This window comes from Actinoplanes flavus, assembly GCF_017592555.1.
In the GTDB taxonomy this organism is placed as follows: domain Bacteria; phylum Actinomycetota; class Actinomycetes; order Mycobacteriales; family Micromonosporaceae; genus Actinoplanes; species Actinoplanes flavus.
The window spans coordinates 179,347-196,900 of record NZ_JAGFNS010000012.1 but is presented as its reverse complement, the minus strand read 5'-3'; the positions used below and the strand labels follow the sequence as shown (position 1 = coordinate 196,900).

Sequence of the window (17,554 nt, the reverse complement as noted above, 5' to 3'; positions counted from 1 at the left end):
CCCGTACCCCGCCTCCGCCGTCTTCTCAGCCGGGCGCAGTAGCGTGACCACATGGCTGTTGTGAAGATCAACGCGATCGAGGTCCCCGAGGGCGCCGGCCCCGAACTGGAGAAGCGGTTCGCCGCCCGGCACGGCGCGGTGGAGAATTCGCCCGGTTTCCTCGGCTTCGAGCTGCTGCGCCCGGTCGGCGGCGAGACCCGCTACTTCGTGTACACCCGCTGGGAGAGCGAGGAGGCCTTCCAGAACTGGGCGAACGGCGACGCCAAGGCCGCACACGCCGGCGAACGATCCAAGCCCGTCGCGACCGGCGCCTCCCTCCTCGAGTTCGAGGTGGTCCAGCACGTCGAGAAGAACAGCTAGAACCCGCTCGCAACCAGGCCGCCCACACCCGCCACACGGCGATCTTGGACGATTCAGACACGCGCACCTCACCGTCGCGCGGAGCGAAGCGGAGCGATCAGGCCGAGTTCCGCGCGGCGGCGGCGACCAGGCGGCCGGCGACCGTGCTCCGGTCCAGGCCGAGGCGCTGGGCGCTCTCCTGGAGGACGGCGTAGGCCTCCTGCACACCGCAACCACGCTGCGCGATGATCACGCCGACCGCACGGTCCACCTCGGCGCCCTCGGTGAGCGCCTCCCGCCGGTGCAACTCGCCGAGCAGCACCTCCGCCTGCCCGGCCAGCGCCATCGCGGTCACCAGCACCTCGGGGTTCACCTCACCAGCCCGGTCCGGGTAGACACTGAGCGCCCCGACCGCGCTGCGCCGCACGTCGAGCGGGACCGCGGCGACCGCGGCCAGCCCGTCGGCCCGGGCCGCGGCACGCAGTTGCGGCCAGCGCTCGTCGGCCGGCAGATCCACCGACGTCACCACGGAACGCGTCCGGGCCGCCTCGAGACCGGGGCCGGCGCTTCCCGCGTACTGAAGCTGGTCGAAGGTCTCGCCCGCGGAGCCGGCGGCGGCCCCGGTGAGCGGCCCGCCCTCACCGATCAGGGCGACCGAGCAGCGGACCACGCCCGGCAGCGCCCCCGCCGCGAACGTGGCGAGCCGGTCGAGCGCCTGGGTGAGCGAGTCGGCGGAGAGCAACCGGACGGTCAGCTCGTGCAGCAGCCCGGCCAGCTCCACCGGGTGCGGGCCGGCGGACGGCGCTCCGGAGAAGCGGGACAAGCGCCGGGCGGCCCCACGGCGGGACGGCTGGGCCGTGCCGTCGACGGGGGTGCGCCTGGCCAGCCGGGCGCCACGCTGCGCGGCCGGGACTCGGCGTTTCGGTGCGGACACCCGAGGGATATTGCCACGTCTATCCGGAAAAGCGCGCCACGAGGTGCCCCTAATGGGGGGTGTTGCCGGAATAAACCGTCTCGTCGGAACGACGTTTTTCGAGGAACGAGTCAGGGGCCGCTCCGGGGTCGTCCTGCCGTTCGTCGGATTCGGCGAGCACCGCCTCGGCCTGGGCTTGCGGGTCGGCGCTGCCGGTCACGGCTTCTTCCGGAAGCAGGTCCGCGGCGCGCCGGCCGATGCGATCGTCGGTCATGTGCCGGCGGTTACCCCACAAGCGGCCCGGAAAACCGCGACGCCCTCCCGGTGAGACCGGGAGGGCGGACGCGGAGGCCGGTGTGCAGGTCGCCTCGCGGCGAGTGGCTCAACACGGCTCCAGCCGAACGGTATTCCGTGCAGGCGATGGTTGAGGCCCGGGGACACTGGGCACACCGGCATCCGTTCACAACCGTCGGCACCGGCTCATGATTCCGTGAGCATCTGTGACCTGGATTACACCCGCGTGTTTGGCCGCGGCCGGCCCGGGTAGTCCACCCGCCGTGACCGACGACATCCGAGAGCTGGACACCTTCCTGGACGCGGCCTACGACGCCCAGGAGCGGCTGACCAGCGGAGACCTGCGACGGCGGGCGATCGCCGCGGACCTTCCGGCGGCCGCCCTGACGCGCATCGACGCCTTGCCCGAGGGCGAGTACGCCCAGGACGAGGCCGCCGAGGCGCTGCGTGCCATCAACGTGTGACCGGGCTCAGCGCCGGGCTCTCGTCCGAGCGTTCGGGGCGCTCCGCCTTCTCCTTGGCGATCGAGTACGCCATCTGGAGGAAGTCCGAGACGGCCGTGGCGGTCAGCGCGGTGGCCGCCAGCCGGGTCAGCCGGGGCGCCAGCACGAGTCCGCCGGTCAGCCCGGTGGCGACCCAGACGGCCAGGCAGAACGGGCAGGTGATCAGCTCACCGATCCCGTGCCGTACCGAACTGCCCTCGTCCCGCACCTCCTCGTTCAGTTCGGCCGCGCCAGCCGGCTCGGTGTACCGGGTGAAGGGGGCGCGCAGCGGGCTGGTCACCGCGTCCTTGGCGACCAGCCGGCTGAGCTTGTGGGTGGCGATGGAGAGCAGGGCCACGTCGGACACGGCGGGCCGCTCCGGCACCGGGCGGCCGCTGAGTCTCGTGGCCGCCGCCAGGAACCCGGTCATCGCCCCGTAGGCGCCGATGGCGACCAGGTAACCGTCCAGCGGGCGGTGCTCGTGGGGGGCGTACCGCCGGGCGACCCGCTTCATCCGCTCGCGCACCACCGTCAGAAGTCCTGGGTGAGCCGGTCCGGGTCGACCTCGCGGCCCGGTTTGCGCGCCATGTACTCGGTCTCCAGTTCGGCGGTGCGCTTGAAGTGGTTCTCCAGTGCCGCGTCCGGCCCGTGTCGCAGCGTCTGCAACCGGGTCCGGTAGAGGCTCGCCAGCTCCCGGAAGAGGTCGTCGTCGGCCAGGCCCGCGGGGTCGATGCCGATGTCGAAATTGACCATCGCCCCCTCCTCCAAGCGCGCTTCCATCATCGTCCGTCTCCGTTCGCGTCGATCCGCCAGTGAGCACGGGTTGCCCATGCGGGCGCCCGCCAAACCCGCCGGTACGCTCGGGGCATGAAAGGGCTGTGGACTCCGGCGTGGATGGCCCGGCATCTGCTCGCGATCGTGCTGACCGCGGGCTGCCTGGCTCTCGGCTGGTGGCAGTTCAGTCGCGCCGCCGACGGCAACGCGATCAGCTGGGGCTACATGTTCCAGTGGCCGGTCTTCGGGGGCTTCGTCGTCTTCATCTGGGTCCGCGAGATCCAGGTGGCCCGTCGCAAGGCGGCCGGTGAGCCGCTGACCGCCCCGGAGGAGGAGCCGCCCGCCACGGGTTCGGCGGTCACCCTGGGCCGCCCGGTCCGGGTGGGCTCCCGGGCGGCGGCGCCCGCCGAGGCGGATCCGGAGCTCGACGCGTACAACGACTATCTGGCCTGGCTCGCCGCGAACCCGGGCGCCCGCCCCGCCGACTACCCCGGCCGCATCCCCCAGTAGACATCGATCAAGGAGTCACCCGCCGTGCAGGGAGCCCTCACCCGTTACCGGATCATCGCCTGGATCGTCGGCGTGGTCCTGATCGTCCTCGTCGTGGTCGGCATGCCGCTCAAGTACGGCCCGGCCGACAACCCGATCGTGGTCGAGACGGTGGGCCCGTTCCACGGCTTCCTCTACATGGTCTACCTGGTCTGCAGTTTCGACCTGGCCCGCCGCGCGAAGTGGCCGTTCAGCCGGATGGTCCTCGTCATGTTGGCCGGCACCATCCCGTTCTTCTCGTTCTGGGCCGAGCGCCAGGTGACCCGGCGCTGGGTTCCGGCCCCCGAACCGGCCCTGAGCGAATAGTCCGTTTATCGCGTTGTAATAACGCTGAGCGGCGGTCGAATAACAGCCCGTTATCGGGATTAATGACGTAAGCCCGGCTATTGGTAAAAATCACTCGCTCAGGCCTTGATTTCTTTTCTTCCGTCGATAGGTTAATGCGGTTGGTCCGGTCCGCAGCCACAACCCCTCGGGTGGCGCCGGCCAACGCCGCCGAATGACGCGCGGCGATCCGGCGCCCCACCCCACGGGCGGCGGCCGCCGTGAACCCGGCCGGGAACAAACGCGGACAGGGCCTCTCTTCCAGCCCTGCTCTCCCGCCGACCCGGTGGGCGGCCAAGCGGAAGAAAGGCCCCTGACCAGTGCCACACCCCCGAACCCGGCTCCGGGCGCTCGTGGTCGCGTTGACGGCGTTCGCGATCACCACGTCCGGAGGGACGGCCGCACACGCCGCCCCGTCCGCCAACGAGCTGAAGAAGAAGATCGACGCCGCGTCGGCGAAGCTCGAGGACGTCACCGAGTCGTACAACAAGATGCGGCTCGACCTGAAGAAGACGAAGGCCGACGCGGTGAAGCTGGAGGCCTCGCTCAAGCCGGCCCAGACGGCTCTCACCGCGGCCACCGAGAAGGTCCAGACCATCGCCGCCACCACGTACATGCAGGGCCGTGTCGGCCCGATGAACGTCCTGGTGAGCGGAGATCAAGGGAGCCTGCTGGAGCGGATGACGTTCCTCGAGCAGGTCACCCGGTCGAACCAGCAGGACATCGACGCCTTCACCGAGACGACCCAGACCTTCGCCGAGCGCAAGGCCGCCCTCGCCCAGACCCAGACCAAGCAGACCGCGCAGGTCAAGGAGCTGGCGGCGCGCAAGGAGAAGATCGAGGACGACCTCCAGGACCTGTACGACATGCGCGAGGCCGCCTTCGGCAGCGCCACCGAGGACACCGGTTCCTACACCGGCGAGATCCCGGACATCCCCGGTTCGGCCGGCAAGGCGGTCACGTTCGCGTTCAACCAGATCGGCAAGCCGTACGGCTACGGTGACGCCGGCCCGAACTCGTACGACTGCTCGGGCCTGACGCAGGCGTCCTGGGCGGCCGCGGGCAAGTCCCTGCCGCACAACGCCGCCGCACAGTACAGCGCCACCGCCCGGATCAGCCGGTCCGATCTGCAACCCGGTGATCTGGTGTTCTACCGCAGCAACGGCCACGTGGCGATCTACGTGGGTGGCGGGAAGATCATCGACGCCCCGTCCGCCGGCCGGGACGTGCTGCACCGCTCGATCGACATCATGACCCCGAACGGCTACGGCCGGATCAAGTAACTCCGTACCGACGGCGAAGGCCGGCGCCCCCGAGGGGGCACCGGCCTTCATCGTTTCGGTGAGCCGAGGCTCAGGCGGCCTGCAGGCCCTCGGCCCGGGCCAGCTCGCGCAGCCGGCCGAGCGCCTGGATCTCCAGCTGGCGGATCCGCTCCCGGCTCAGCGAGAAGCGGGACGCCACCTCGGTCAGGGAGTGCTCGCGGCCGTCCTCCAGGCCGTACCGGGCCCGCATGATGCCGGCCGACCGGTCGTCCAGGTGGTTCAGCAGGCCCTCGATGCGCTGCCGCTCGAGCGCGTTGAGGACGATCTCCTCGGGGCTCGGGGCGTCGCTGTCGGCGACCAGGTCGCCGAGGTTGGTGTCGCCGTCGTCGCCGACCGGCGTGTCCAGGGAGACGGTGTCCTGCGCCCAGCGGGTGAGCTCGTTGACCCGCTCCACGGTCACGCCCAGGGCGGCCGCGACCTGCTCGGGCTCGGGGTCGCCGCCCAGCTCCCGGACGAGCTGACGGGTGACGTTGCGCATCCGGTTGACGTCCTCGACCAGGTGCACGGGGAGCCGGACGGTCCGCTCCTGCTGGGCGATGGCCCGGCTGATCGCCTGGCGCACCCACCACGTGGCGTACGTCGAGAACTTGTAGCCGCGCACGTAGTCGAACTTCTCGACGGCGCGGACCAGACCGGTGTTGCCCTCCTGGATCAGGTCGAGCATCGGCATGCCGGACCGGACGTAGCGGCGGGCGATGGAGACGACCAGCCGCAGGTTGGCCCGGATGAACAGGTCTTTCGCGCGCTGGCCCTCGGTGACGAGGCGCTCCAGCTCCTCCCGGCTGACGCCGCGACGCTCCTCGCCCGTTTCGATCAGGTGCTCGGCGTAGAGGCCCGCCTCAATCGCCTTGGAGAGCTCGACCTCACGCTCGGCGTCCAACAACGGCGTCCGGGAGATCTCGTGCAGGTAGACTCCGACGAGGTCGCGCTCTTCGGCGACCTGATCGGTACGCATCACGGTGCTCTTCTCCACGTTGCCCACGGTCCCCTCATTGCCGTCACTAACCCTGTTACGGGCATTACCTGCGTCCATCAGCCCTCTCCCGTAACGTCCGCAGCTCGTGCATTGCGGTTGCTGACACATCTACACAACAAAACGCTGGCCGCACTGATTCCGGCTGGTGAGTCGAAAGTGTCACGAATGTCTGGGTAATAGCTGAGAGCCCAGTGCGCGGTACCTGAGTGCGACGTCTTCGCGACTGCTGTGCAGACGTCCGGATACCCTTCGCGCGTTCCTCATAACACCATCGGCCTCTTCTCGTCACAGCGACGGGCATCACCCTGGGCTCCGCGATGCTCGTCACCCCCGAGTACGGGTTTCGTGCCCGCGGGGTTCATATGCACTGTCGGCCGGGTAAAGACGGGCCTGAAACAAACGCCCGCGAAAGATTCGGGATCTCCAGGGTCCAACGGGACCACCGGTCACGATGCGCCTCGGCACGCCACACATCACTCGCCCGCACGGGTGACGCTTCAGCGGGCCCGAACAACCCCAGGTCGAGGGCGGGATCGCCGGCTGCGTGAGGAAAAGCACACGCCCTACGGTGTGACAAGCTGCTCCCCATGACTGCGACGCGTACGGCTCTGGTGACGGGCGGCACGGGCGGGCTGGGGTCCGCCACCATCACGGCGTTCCTGGCCGACGGCTGGCGCGTGGTGGCGCCGGTCCGCCCCGGGACGGCCGGCCGGCTGCCGGAGGGCGCGATCGCCGTGGACGCCGACCTCACCGTCGAGGCGGACGTCCGTACGGCGGCCGCGGTGGCCGCCGGGGAACCGGACGCGCCGCTGCGGGCCGTGGTCAACCTGGTCGGCGGGTACGCGGGCAGCGGCCTGATCGCCGACACCCCGGTCGCCGAGTTCGAGGCGATGCTGGCGGTCAATCTGCGGCCCACCTACCTGACCACGGCGGCGGCCCTGCCGCACCTGGTCGCGGCCGGCGGCGGCTCGGTGGTGTGCGTGTCGTCGCGGGCCGGGGTGTCGCCGTTCCCGGGCGCGGCCGGCTATGTGACCGCCAAGGCCGCCGTGCTGGGCTTCGCCGGGGCGGTCGCCGTGGAGTACCGCAAGCGGAACGTGCGCTGCAACACCGTGCTGCCCAGCATCATCGACACGCCGGCCAACCGGGCGGCCCAGCCGGACGCCGACCACGGCCGCTGGGTGAGCCCGGCGGAGATCGCCGCGGTGATCCTCTTCCTGGCCTCGGACGCGTCGGCGCCGACCAGTGGCGCGCAGATCCCGGTCTACGGTCCGGCCTGATCCAGGCCGAGCTCGGTACGGAGTGCCTTGAGGACCTGGTCGGGCGTGCCGTTGGCGTCGATCACGACGAAGCCCGGGTACTCCGGCAGCGACCGGTAGGCGTCCGTCGCGGCCCGCAGGTACTCGAGCGACTCGTGGTCGTAGCCGCGCCGCTCGATCCGCTCCTGGGCGATCTCCGGGTCGACGGCGAGGAAGAACGTCACGTCCGGGCTGGGGAAGAGGCGGTAGGCCAGCCGGGCGAACCGTTCGGCGGTCGGGCGGGCACCGTGCGCCCGGAGACTGGCGTACTGGCAGACGGCGTACCGGTCCATCACCGCGATCTCCCGGCGCACCGCCCGGCGCAGCAGGGTGCGGGCGATGGCCAGCCAGCGCAGCGCCGACTCGACGGCGAGCGTGCCCCGGCGGCCGAACAGGTCCTCGGCGTCCGCCCGGCCGACCAGCACCGCGATCCGGCCGAACCAGTGCCGGCCACCGGCGTTCTGCCGGTAGGCGGCCGGGAAGCCGTCCGCGATCAGGCCGGCGGCCAGACCGCGGGCCTGGGTGGTCTTGCCGGAGCCGTCTATGCCGACGAGCGCGATGGTGCGCGGCGACCGTCGGTCGCCACGGGCGGGGAGCGCCGCCGGCCTGGACTGCGCGGGGAGGGCCATACCAACTGACGGTAGCCGGGTACCGCACCTTCTGTTCCACGCCGCGGGGCGTGCCGGTCCTCCAGAATGAGCGCAGGGGTTCAAGGTGTCGCGACTCCGGGTAGTCGGTCATCCACCGGAAAGGGACAGGAGGTCGCCATGCCACACCGTGTGGACGAGGGTTTGGCCATCACCCTCAAGCGCGTCGCATCGACGCTCAAGAGCGCGGACATACCCTTCGCCCTGGGCGGAAGCTTCGCGGTGTACGCCAGGGGCGGCTATTCCAGTGACCATGACGTCGACTTCCTGATACGCGAGCAGGACAAGGACCGGGCTCTGCAGGAGCTGGCCGCGGTCGGCTGCCGCACCGAACAGCCCCCCGAGGATTGGCTGGTCAAGGTATACGACGAGGGCCGGATGGTGGATCTCATCTACCGTCCGGTGGAGTCGCCGGTGGACGACGAGACACTGCACGACACCGATCAGATCTCGGTCGAGGCGATCTACATGCCGGTGCTCTCCGCGACCCGGCTCATGGTGCACAAGCTGCTCAGCTACAGCCAGCACTACTGCGACTTCGCGACCGGGCTGCCGGTCGCCCGTTCGCTGCGGGAACAGATCGACTGGGGCCGGGTCCGCCGGGAGACCATGAAGTCGCCGTACGCGGAGGCGTTCCTGGTGCTGCTCGACCGTCTGGACGTCGTCTCCTTCCCCGGCGCGACGGAACTCAAGGTTGGGGGATGACATGACGAACCAGATCGATCTCGAGGCCGAGATCCATCGCCTGCTCATCGAACACGAACAGATCGCCGAGCAGGGCATCACCGTGCACCGCCGGGAGAACGTGGTGGTGCTCTGCGGGGAGGTGGAGAGCACCCACCGGCGCGACGAGATCTGCCGGCAGATCACCTCGCACTTCCCCGACATGGCGATCACCTGCGACATCGGCATCACCCGGTCGCAGGCACCCAGCGAGGTGGAGGAGATTTCATGATCCGGATCGCCGCCGTGGGCGACGTCCACGTGGACAAGGACGTGGTGGGCCGCTTCCGGCCCGCCCTCGAGGAGTTGCCCGACCGGGCCGACGCGCTGCTCGTCGCCGGCGACCTGACCCGGCACGGGACGGTCGAGGAGGCGAAGTGCTTCGCCACGGAGTTCGGCGGGCTGGCCGTACCGGTCGTGGTGGTGCTCGGCAACCACGACCACCAGAGTGACCAGGAGCAGCAGGTCGCCGAGGTGCTGACCAACTCCGGGATCACCGTCCTGGAGTGCTCGGCCACGGTGCTGGAGATCCGCGGGCACCGGCTCGGCATCGCCGGCGCGAAGGGGTTCGGCGGGGGTTTCGCCGGCGCCTGCGCCAGCAACTTCGGCGAACGGGAGATGAAGACGTTCGTCGGCACCACCGAGGAGATCTCAGCCCGGCTCGGCGAGGCGCTGCGCTCGGTCCGATGTGACGCGCTGGTGGCGCTCACCCACTACTCGCCGGTGCCGGACACCCTGGTCGGCGAGCCACTGGAGATCTACGCGTTCCTGGGTTGTTACCAGCTCGGTCACGCCATCGACTCGGCGCCGACCGCCCTGGCCCTGCACGGGCACGCCCACCACGGTTCGGAGCGCGGCCGTACGCCCGGTGGGGTGCCGGTCCGCAACGTCGCCCACCCGGTCATCAAGCAGGCGTACAACGTGTATCAGCTGCTGTCCGAGTCGGTGGACGCGCCGCTCGTACCCGCCTGATGTCAGGTTTCCGGTTTCGGCGGTCCGGGTAATCGCTGAGACATGGACCTACTGCTTTGGATTCTCGCCGTAATCCTCGTGGTCGCCGGCATCCTCGCGCTGTTCCGGCGGCAGATCCTGTGGGGCGTTGTGCTGATCATCGTCGGTCTCCTGGTGGGTCCCGGCGGCGTCAGCATCTTCACCTGATTCTCCTCGTCATCCGCCATCCCGCCGACCCGGACCGGGGTCGCCGGGGCGGGGTCCGATTCGGACCCGGCCCCGGCGGCCCCGGTCCTCTTTAGGGATCCACCGCACAGCGGGTGCGTTGTACTGCCGCTGATTTCTGACTCAATCCCGGGCGTGGCCGACGTCCATCACTTCGCCTACGGCGTGTTCAATCCGATAGCCGCGTATCTGCTCGCGTTCCTCGGTTCCTTTCTCGGGCTGCTCTTCACCGGCCGGGCCCGGGACGCGCGCACCCGCGGCCGGCGCAACCGGTGGCTGGTGATCGCGGCGTTCGCGATCGGCGGCGGGATCTGGCTCATGCACTTCTCCGCGATGCTGGGCTTCGAGGTCCCGGAGAGCCCGGTCCGTTACGACCTCGCGATGACCCTGCTGAGCCTGGCCTTCGCGGTGGTGACGGTCGGCATCGGGCTGATGGTGGCCGGCCACGGCGCGCGCAGCGTCCCGAAGACCATGGCGGCCGGCCTGCTCACCGGGACCGGCGTGATCGCCATGCACTACACCGGCATGGAGGGCATCCGGCTCCCCGCCACCATCCACTACTCGCCGCCGCTGATGGTGGCCTCGGCCCTGATCGCGATCGCGGCCAGCACGGTGGCGCTGTGGTTCGCCGTCTCGGTCCGGGGCTGGGCCAAGATCACCGGCGCGGCCGCCGTGATGGCCGTCGCGGTCTGCGGCATGCACTACACCGGTATGGCGGCCATGTCGATCGAGCTGCACCCGGGCGCACCCGCGTCCGGCGGGATCCGGCCGCTCACCATGCTGGTGCCGATCATCCTGATCACCACGGCGACCATGGTCGCCGTGGCGCTGAGCGCGCTGCAGGCGATGACCGAGGAGGAGTTCACCGACGGGGCCGGCACCCCGAAACGCGGCGTGCACGCCGAGTCCCCGCAGCCGTGGTCGGTCAAGCAGTCCTCGGCGGGCGCCATGCGGCTCAGCCCGGCGGCGCGGGCCGTGGTCGGCAACCGGAACGCCGGCGCCGTCCGTCCCTCTCCCGGGCCGCGGCCGTCACCCCGTCCCGCCGCGGCGCCGTCGTCGGCGGTGCCGCCCGCCACATCCGGTAGCTGATCGAAACCCGTCGCCGCCCGGGATCCGGTATACCTGAACGGCATGGCGCCACGGATGCTGCTCTCGATGCCACTGCACGCCATCACCGAGGTGTACGGAGAAGCCGGCCTACGGGACCGTTTCGCTCTGGAGCTGGAGTCCTTCCCGCCCGACGACCGCAAAACCCTCGCCGAGGCGCTGGACCTGGCCTCCGACCTGCACGCCGCCGACCGCCGGGTGCGCGAGCCGTACCTGAACCACCTGCTGCGGGTGGCGATCCGGATCATCCGCTACTACGGGGTGCGGGACACCGACGTACTGGTCGCCGCGCTGCTGCACGACGCCGTCGAGGATCACCCGGCCGAGCTGGGCGGGACGGACCCGGAGGCGCCCAGCGCGGAGGCCACCGAGGCCGCCCTGGCCGAGCTGTCCCGCCGCTTCAACCCGCGGGTCGCCGAGCTGGTCCGGTCGGTCACCAACCCGGAGTACGACCCGGAGGGCGACAAGCACGAGCAGTACCGCACCCACGTGGCGGAGAACCTGGAGCGCGACCCGTGGGCCCGGATCATCAAGATCTCCGACTTCACCGACAACGGGGTCGGCGTCATCCACACCACGATGGACAAGGCGTACCGGTCGGCGACGAAGTACCGGCCTCTCGTACCCAAGCTGCGTGAGCTGGTCGGGCGCCCGGACACGCCGCTCTCCACCCAGGCCAAGGAGCACATCCTGGATCAGCTCGACCTCGCCGAGGAGCGCTTCGCCGCCATCCTGGACGAGTGAGGGGGGTGAGCGGGATACCCGACCTATGGTGGGGCCATGCCTACTGAAGCCTGGTGGCGCGATGCGGTCATCTACCAGATCTATCCCCGGTCGTTCGCCGACTCGGACGGCGACGGCATGGGTGACCTGCCCGGCATCACCGCACGCCTGCCCGAGTTGCGGCGGCTCGGCGTCGACGCGATCTGGCTCTCGCCCTTCTACCCCAGCCCGCAGCACGACGCCGGGTACGACGTGGCCGACTACCGCGGCGTCGACCCCCGCTTCGGTTCGCTCGGTGACGCGGACAAGCTGATCGACACGGCCCACGAGCTGGGCCTGCGGGTCATCGTCGACCTGGTGCCGAACCACACGTCCAGCGAGCACGCCTGGTTCCGGGCCGCCCTGGCCGCCGGACCGGGCAGCCCGGAGCGGCAGCGGTACATCTTCCGCGACGGTGCGGAGCCGCCCAACTCGTGGCAGAGCGTCTTCGGCGGCCCGGCGTGGGAGCGGCTGCCGGACGGCCAGTGGTACCTGCACCTGTTCGACGCCTCGCAGCCCGACCTGAACTGGGATCACCCGGAGGTCCGCGCCGAGTTCCTGGACATCCTGCGGTTCTGGCTGGACCGCGGGGTGGACGGGTTCCGGGTGGACGTGGCGCACGGCCTGATCAAGGACGCCGACCTGACCGACTGGACCGCGCCGTCGGTGGTCCTCGGCGGTCTGGAACCGGCCGGCCCGCCGCCGCCGATGTGGGACCAGGAGGGCGTGCACGAGATCTACCGGCAGTGGCGGTCGGTCCTGGACGAGTACCCGGGCGGCCGGATCCTGGTGGCCGAGGCCTGGGTGCAGCCGGAGGAGCGGCTGGCCCGGTACGTGCGCCCGGACGAGATGCACCAGGCGTTCAACTTCCCCTACCTGGAGGCGCCGTGGGCCGCCACCGAACTGCGGGAGATCATCGACTCGTCGCTGGCCGCCAACGACGAGGTCGGCGCGACCACCACCTGGGTGCTCTCCAACCACGACGTGGTGCGGCACGCGTCCCGGCTCGGTTTCCCGCCCGGTGAGGGCCGCCGGCCCGGCATCGGGATCGGCGACCCGCAACCGGACGCCGGGCTGGGCCTGCGCCGGGCCCGCGCCGCCACCCTGCTGATGCTGGCGCTGCCCGGTTCGGCCTACCTCTACCAGGGCGAGGAGCTGGGCCTTCCGGAGCACACCGGGCTACCGGACGAGGTGCGGCAGGACCCGGCGTGGGAGCGGTCCGGGCACGTCGAGCGCGGCCGGGACGGGTGCCGGGTGCCGATCCCGTGGGAGGCCGACGCCCCGTCCTTCGGGTTCGGCCCGGCCGACGCGAGCTGGCTGCCGCAGCCGGCCGTCTGGGCGGAGTACGCGCTGGACCGGCAGGTGGGCGTGCCCGGCTCGACGTACGAGCTGTACCGGTCGGCGCTGCGCACCCGGCGTACCCACGAGCTGGGTTCCGGCGAGCTGGTCTGGCTGGCGACCGATCCGGGGGCGCTGGCGTTCCGCAACGGCGACGTCGTGGTGGTCACCAATTTCGGCGACGAGCCGGTGGCCTTACCCGGTGGGGCCCAGATCCTGCTGAGCAGCGAGCCGCTGGACGCCGGCGGGCTGGTCCCCACCGACGTGACGGTCTGGGCGATGCTCTGAGGCGACCGCCAGCAGGGCGGTGTGCGTGTCGGCCATGTCCTTCGCCACCGTCCGGCTGGCCAGCCAGTACATGATCCCGGTCGGGATGAAGAAGAACTGGAAGGCGGCCAGCCCGACGGCGTAGTTGAGCGGTGGCGGGAAGGCCCCGGCGAGGCTCGCGAAGGCCACCGCCACCAGCACGTTGCCGCCCGCCCGGCCGGCTCCGTTGATCAGGTTGCCGAGGCTGTAGACGGTGCCCCGGTGCTGCGGCGGGTTCACGTCGGCGATCATGGCGAACCAGTTCGGCGAGTTCGCCGAGGTCAGCATCACCGCCACGACCGCGACCGCGAGGCAGATCCCGACGGTCGGCTCGGTCAGGACGTTGGTCAGCACCCCGCTGATCACCGCGCCGGCGCCCGCGCCGTCCGGAACGGTGATCTTCATGGGCACGAAGAACAACACCACATAGAGGGGTACGGCGGCGAGCACCCCGATCGACGCGACGAGTGCCCGCCCCCGGGGTGTGCGCCGTTGCAGCCGGTCGCCGGCCAGCCCGCCGAGGATCGACAGCGCCGCCCCGAGCTGGAACACGGTCGCGAAGACGCTGCCGATCAGCACCGCCGTGCCGGTGGTGTAGCCCTGGTCCTCGGCCCGGGCCCGGAACAGCACCGGCAGCCACACCATCGAGCCGAACGCGATCTGCGCGGTGCCGCCCTGCAGGATCAGCCAGACGTTGGTGCGCCGTTTCAGGATGACCGGCAGGTCCTCGTGGTGGATCCGCTCCTCGTAGTCGACCCCGGCCAGCTCCGGCTGGCTGTCGCCGCGCGGCACGCTGTAGGTGAACAGGTAGGCCAGCAGCGCGACCACCCCGGCGGCCGCCGCGAACAGGAACGGCCGCCGCCAGTCGTCGTGCCCGAGAATCCCGCCGACCAGGGTGCCGGCCAGTGTGCCGACGCCCTGCGACAGGCCCCAGAAGCTCATCACGAGACCCCGGCGCCGCGGCGAGATCAGGTCGCTGACCACCGAGAAGCTCACCGAGGCGACGCCGCCGAGCCCGAACGCGGCGACCGCCTGGGAGGCCAGGAACTGCCCGTAGTCGCCGGCCAGCCCGGACCACGTGGTGCCGGCCACCCAGATGACGGTGCCCACGATCAGCACCGGTTTGCGGTCGGTGCGGTCCCCGACGTACGCGAAACCGATCGCCGCGACCGCACTGATCAGGAACATGACCGTGGTGGCGAGCGCGATGTGGCCCTCGCTCACCCCGAGATCGGCGCCGATGCTGCCGTAGAGCGGGGGAACCAGGCCGATCGCCACGTTGTCCAGCGCGGCCAGGATCACGAACACCACCACGCTGTACGCCCGGTGCACGCTTCCGCCCCTGCTCATCACCCGGTAGAGGCTATCCGCTGCACCCGGCTCCTGCCGGACGGGCGAGGAGGCGGCGCCGCACCGGGCGGCGCCGCCTCCTCCTCACCCCCCGGTGATGCTCAGCCGCCGATGTCGGCCTGCGGACCGGCGTACTTCGCCGGCAGCGCCGGAACGTCCGCCGCGGCATCGAGGGTGTACGGGTAGAAGCTCTTCGGGTCGAAGGCGGAGCCGTTGGTCTGCTGCCGGCCCGAGGAGTTCTTGACGATGCTGCCCGACTGCTTGAGCTGGGCGGCCGACGTGTCGTTGTAGTACGGGTTCACGACGTTGTCGAAGTAGCTGTTCTCCAGAACCATCTTCGTGGCGCCCCGGGACAGGTTGCCGTACGAGGTGATGTTCTGCATGTGGTTGTTGTAGAGGTGCGCGTACGCGACGTTGTCGGTGCTCGGGTTCCGCTGCACGGTGTTCCTGATCCAGTTGTGGTGGATCGTCATCCGCGACGTCACGTTCTCGGTCCAGCCGATGCCGAACGCCTTGTTGCCGGTGTCCAGGATGTTCCAGGACACGGTCAGGTAGCTGGTGTCCTTACGGCTGTCGATCATGCCGTCGTTCATCCGGGTGATCCTGTTGTGGTCGATCCAGACGTGGTCCGCGGTGTCCATCTGGATGCCGTCGTAGTCGTACGTCTTGTCGTCCGGGTCGTCCTCGGTCATCTGGGTGTCCCGGATGGTGAGGTTCCGGATGATGACGTTCCTGACCCCGGTGCCGAGGAAGAAGCCGCCGCCGACGATCTCGCCCTTGGTGCCGGCGCCGACGATGGTCTTGTTCGACTCGACCTTCAGCTCGGTGCCCTTCGGGGTGATCGTGATGGCGTTCGCCACCTTGATCACGTAGGGCTCGGTGGCGGTGACGTACCTGGTCAGGTCGGCCAGGTTGGTCACGGTGACCGTGGCGCCGGCCGCGCCGCCGGTGGTGCCGCCGCCGGTGGAGGCGAAACCGTCCGGAGTGGACGCCCAGGTGCGGCCGGTGGAAGACCCGGTCACCGGGGTGACGGCGAACTGCTTGTTGGAGTTGGCGGTGCAGGTCTCCTGGATGATCGACGCGCCCGAGGCGGTCGACGCGCCCGGCACGTCGACGCACATGCCACTCTTCTTCACGGCCAGCGTGTAGGTGTTGCCGGGGGCCGGAGCCGCCACCGCGTTCGACGGCATGACCGACCAGCCGACGAACGCGGTGGGCACGACCAGTGCGGCCGCCACGCCGAGCAGTGCCGTTCGCGAGACTTTCTCTCTGCCACTGCGGTCCTTCCTCACGTGCGGGGATGACGGCCGATCGGGGATGTCGGCCGGTGTTCCTGTGCACGTAGATGCCGCGTGGGCGGGGTGACGACAAAAACCCGGGAAAATGATCCGGCCGGTTCTCACCTGGAGAACCGGCCGGCGTGCGCGTCAGCGTCAGCGTCTGCGGTCGAGGACCGCCTGCTGGGCCGCCGCGTACTGCTCCCGGATCAGCGGGACGCCGCCGTCCTCGTACACCTCCGGGGTTGCCGCCGACCACGCGGGCGGAACGTCCCCGCCCAGGGCGATCCACGCGGCCTGGCGGGCCGCACCGTCGGCGACGTACTCACCGGGCGGCGGTACGACGACCGGCCGGCCGAAGAGCGCGGGCGCGATGCGGCGGACCGCCTCGCTGCGCGCCCCGCCGCCGACCAGGACGATCCGGTCGGCCACCGCACCGGTCGCGACCAGCGCGTCCAGACCGTCGGCGAGCGCGCAGAGCATGCCCTCGACGGCGGCCCGGGCCAGGTGCGCCGGGGTCGACGTCCGGAGGGTGAGCCCGTGGATCGCGCCGGTGGCGTCCGGCCGGTTCGGGGTCCGCTCGCCCTCCAGGTACGGCACCAGGACCAGCCCGTCCGCGCCCGCCGGAGCGGACAGCGCGAGCCGGGACAGCTCGTCGTGGTCCACCCCGAGCAGCTTGGCCGCGGCGTCCAGCACCCGGGCCGCGTTGAGGGTGACCACGATCGGCAGGAACCGGCCGGTGGTGTCGGCGAACCCGGCCACCGTTCCGGTCGGGTCGTTCGGCGCCACCTCGGACGAGGCGAAGACCGTGCCGGACGTGCCGATCGAGACGATCACGTCGCCGGGCAGCGCGCCGGTGCCGAGGGCGGCCGCCGCGTTGTCCCCGGCGCCCGGGCCCAGCGGAGCACCGTTGGGCAGGTGACCGGCGATCCCGGTCGGGCCGAGCACCTCCGGGACCCGCAGGGACCGGCCGAACCCGAGTTCCAGCAGGTCGTGCCGGTACTCGTTGGTCTGGGCCGACCAGTAGAGGGTGCCGCTGGCGTCGCTGCGGTCGGTGTAGAGGCCGGACTTGCCGGACAGCTTCCAGGTCAGCCAGTCGTGCGGCAGGCAGACCGTGGACACCCGTGCCGCGTTCGCCGGCTCGTTGCGGGCCAGCCAGCGCAGCTTGGTCAGGGTAAAGCTGGCGACCGGCACGATGCCGACCGCGTCCGCCCACTTGTCGCCGCCGCCGAGTTCCTCGATCAGGTCGGCGGCCGCGCCGGCGCTGCGGGTGTCGTTCCACAGCAGCGCCGGCCGGACCACCTCGCCGTCTTCGTCCAGCACGACCATGCCGTGCTGCTGCCCGGCGACCGAGGCGGCGGCCACGTCGTCCAGGCCGCCGGCCTCCTCGATCGCCTGCTGGAGCGCGGCCCACCAGGCGTCCGGGTGCACCTCGGTGCCGTCCGGGTGCGCCGCCCGGCCCTGCCGGACCAGCTCACCGGTCTCGGCGTCGCGGATCACCACCTTGCAGGACTGGGTGGAGCTGTCGATCCCGGCCACGAGCGCCATCAGCTGTCCCTCCTCTCAGGATTCACGAGCGGGGAAAGGGCCGGGCGCGCCC

At 70.8% G+C, this 17,554-nt stretch carries 22 protein-coding genes; 13 read left to right on the top strand and 9 right to left on the bottom strand.

The features are described 5' to 3' along the window. Nucleotides 1-51 precede the first annotated feature (51 nt). Nucleotides 52-360 (top strand): mycobilin-forming heme oxygenase MhuD, encoded by a 309-nt coding sequence (gene mhuD, locus J5X75_RS20020; RefSeq protein WP_208468920.1) that lies wholly within the window; start codon nucleotides 52-54, stop codon nucleotides 358-360. Between the two features lie 97 nt (nucleotides 361-457). On the opposite strand, the gene J5X75_RS20015 is transcribed toward mhuD, so the two are convergent. Then, entirely contained in the window at nucleotides 458-1,273 is an 816-nt protein-coding gene (locus J5X75_RS20015) for a GAF and ANTAR domain-containing protein (protein WP_208468919.1), read from the bottom strand. A gap of 49 nt (nucleotides 1,274-1,322) precedes the next feature. Continuing rightward, entirely contained in the window at nucleotides 1,323-1,526 is a 204-nt protein-coding gene (locus tag J5X75_RS20010; protein WP_208468918.1) for a hypothetical protein, read from the bottom strand. 283 nt (nucleotides 1,527-1,809) lie between these two features. On the opposite strand from J5X75_RS20010, the gene J5X75_RS20005 reads away from it, so the two are divergent. Further along, nucleotides 1,810-2,010 (top strand): hypothetical protein, encoded by a 201-nt coding sequence (locus J5X75_RS20005; protein WP_307798169.1) that lies wholly within the window; start codon nucleotides 1,810-1,812, stop codon nucleotides 2,008-2,010. Here J5X75_RS20005 and J5X75_RS20000 read toward each other — a convergent pair. Both J5X75_RS20000 and J5X75_RS19995 read right to left on the bottom strand, forming a co-directional pair. Next, nucleotides 2,000-2,563 (bottom strand): DUF1360 domain-containing protein, encoded by a 564-nt coding sequence (locus J5X75_RS20000; protein ID WP_208468996.1) that lies wholly within the window; start codon nucleotides 2,561-2,563, stop codon nucleotides 2,000-2,002. The two genes, J5X75_RS20005 and J5X75_RS20000, sit on opposite strands and share 11 nt — an antisense overlap. Continuing rightward, a complete protein-coding gene (locus J5X75_RS19995) occupies nucleotides 2,560-2,811 on the bottom strand; it encodes a DUF6158 family protein (RefSeq protein ID WP_208468916.1) in 252 nt (83 codons plus the stop codon). Before J5X75_RS19995 ends, J5X75_RS20000 begins: the two co-directional genes overlap by 4 nt. 84 nt (nucleotides 2,812-2,895) lie before the next feature. Here J5X75_RS19995 and J5X75_RS19990 point away from each other — a divergent pair, with 84 nt between their 5' ends. The 3 genes from J5X75_RS19990 (at nucleotide 2,896) to J5X75_RS19980 (ending at nucleotide 4,958) form a co-directional block, all read left to right on the top strand. Next, nucleotides 2,896-3,312: a hypothetical protein gene (locus J5X75_RS19990; RefSeq protein ID WP_208468915.1), complete on the top strand. Its 417-nt coding sequence runs from the start codon at nucleotides 2,896-2,898 to the stop codon at nucleotides 3,310-3,312. A gap of 24 nt (nucleotides 3,313-3,336) precedes the next feature. Then, nucleotides 3,337-3,657 carry a DUF3817 domain-containing protein gene (locus J5X75_RS19985; RefSeq protein WP_208468914.1) on the top strand — a complete coding sequence of 107 codons (321 nt, stop codon included), beginning with the start codon at nucleotides 3,337-3,339 and terminating at the stop codon, nucleotides 3,655-3,657. 338 nt (nucleotides 3,658-3,995) lie between these two features. Then, entirely contained in the window at nucleotides 3,996-4,958 is a 963-nt protein-coding gene (locus J5X75_RS19980; RefSeq protein WP_307798168.1) for a C40 family peptidase, read from the top strand. Between the two features lie 70 nt (nucleotides 4,959-5,028). Here the strand turns inward: J5X75_RS19980 and J5X75_RS19975 are convergent, their stop codons facing one another. Then, nucleotides 5,029-6,030 carry a sigma-70 family RNA polymerase sigma factor gene (locus J5X75_RS19975; RefSeq protein ID WP_208468913.1) on the bottom strand — a complete coding sequence of 334 codons (1,002 nt, stop codon included), beginning with the start codon at nucleotides 6,028-6,030 and terminating at the stop codon, nucleotides 5,029-5,031. A gap of 530 nt (nucleotides 6,031-6,560) precedes the next feature. Between J5X75_RS19975 and J5X75_RS19970 the strand changes: the two genes are divergently transcribed. Beyond that, entirely contained in the window at nucleotides 6,561-7,250 is a 690-nt protein-coding gene (locus J5X75_RS19970; protein WP_208468912.1) for an SDR family NAD(P)-dependent oxidoreductase, read from the top strand. On the opposite strand, the gene J5X75_RS19965 is transcribed toward J5X75_RS19970, so the two are convergent. Continuing rightward, entirely contained in the window at nucleotides 7,235-7,897 is a 663-nt protein-coding gene (locus J5X75_RS19965; protein WP_208468911.1) for a dTMP kinase, read from the bottom strand. The genes J5X75_RS19970 and J5X75_RS19965 overlap by 16 nt on opposite strands. A 138-nt stretch (nucleotides 7,898-8,035) precedes the next feature. Here J5X75_RS19965 and J5X75_RS19960 point away from each other — a divergent pair, with 138 nt between their 5' ends. The 7 genes from J5X75_RS19960 to J5X75_RS19930 all read left to right on the top strand — a co-directional run bounded on the left by J5X75_RS19960 (nucleotide 8,036) and on the right by J5X75_RS19930 (nucleotide 13,309). Beyond that, nucleotides 8,036-8,620, top strand: a complete 585-nt coding sequence (locus tag J5X75_RS19960) for a nucleotidyltransferase family protein (RefSeq protein ID WP_208468910.1) — start codon at nucleotides 8,036-8,038, stop codon at nucleotides 8,618-8,620. Between the two features lies 1 nt (nucleotide 8,621). Beyond that, nucleotides 8,622-8,870 (top strand): hypothetical protein, encoded by a 249-nt coding sequence (locus J5X75_RS19955; RefSeq protein WP_208468909.1) that lies wholly within the window; start codon nucleotides 8,622-8,624, stop codon nucleotides 8,868-8,870. Beyond that, nucleotides 8,867-9,610 (top strand): metallophosphoesterase family protein, encoded by a 744-nt coding sequence (locus J5X75_RS19950; RefSeq protein ID WP_208468908.1) that lies wholly within the window; start codon nucleotides 8,867-8,869, stop codon nucleotides 9,608-9,610. The genes J5X75_RS19955 and J5X75_RS19950 overlap by 4 nt, the downstream gene beginning before the upstream one ends. A gap of 42 nt (nucleotides 9,611-9,652) precedes the next feature. Next, nucleotides 9,653-9,796, top strand: a complete 144-nt coding sequence (locus J5X75_RS19945; RefSeq protein WP_014688232.1) for a GPGG-motif small membrane protein — start codon at nucleotides 9,653-9,655, stop codon at nucleotides 9,794-9,796. Between the two features lie 153 nt (nucleotides 9,797-9,949). Next, nucleotides 9,950-10,903: an MHYT domain-containing protein gene (locus J5X75_RS19940; RefSeq protein ID WP_208468907.1), complete on the top strand. Its 954-nt coding sequence runs from the start codon at nucleotides 9,950-9,952 to the stop codon at nucleotides 10,901-10,903. Nucleotides 10,904-10,945: 42 nt separating this feature from the next. Further along, nucleotides 10,946-11,665: an HD domain-containing protein gene (locus tag J5X75_RS19935; RefSeq protein WP_208468906.1), complete on the top strand. Its 720-nt coding sequence runs from the start codon at nucleotides 10,946-10,948 to the stop codon at nucleotides 11,663-11,665. Nucleotides 11,666-11,701: 36 nt separating this feature from the next. Further along, on the top strand, nucleotides 11,702-13,309 hold the full coding sequence (locus J5X75_RS19930; RefSeq protein WP_208468905.1) for a glycoside hydrolase family 13 protein: 1,608 nt from the start codon (nucleotides 11,702-11,704) through the stop codon (nucleotides 13,307-13,309). On the opposite strand, the gene J5X75_RS19925 is transcribed toward J5X75_RS19930, so the two are convergent. The 3 genes from J5X75_RS19925 to xylB form a co-directional block, all read right to left on the bottom strand. Then, nucleotides 13,217-14,677 (bottom strand): MFS transporter, encoded by a 1,461-nt coding sequence (locus tag J5X75_RS19925; RefSeq protein ID WP_208468904.1) that lies wholly within the window; start codon nucleotides 14,675-14,677, stop codon nucleotides 13,217-13,219. The two genes, J5X75_RS19930 and J5X75_RS19925, sit on opposite strands and share 93 nt — an antisense overlap. A gap of 101 nt (nucleotides 14,678-14,778) precedes the next feature. Next, the gene (locus J5X75_RS19920) at nucleotides 14,779-15,915 is read right to left on the bottom strand and encodes a pectate lyase family protein (RefSeq protein ID WP_307798167.1); all 1,137 of its coding nucleotides are present in this window, start codon (nucleotides 15,913-15,915) and stop codon (nucleotides 14,779-14,781) included. A gap of 195 nt (nucleotides 15,916-16,110) precedes the next feature. Then, nucleotides 16,111-17,502 carry a xylulokinase gene (xylB, locus tag J5X75_RS19915; RefSeq protein ID WP_208468903.1) on the bottom strand — a complete coding sequence of 464 codons (1,392 nt, stop codon included), beginning with the start codon at nucleotides 17,500-17,502 and terminating at the stop codon, nucleotides 16,111-16,113. Between the last annotated feature and the right edge of the window lie 52 nt (nucleotides 17,503-17,554).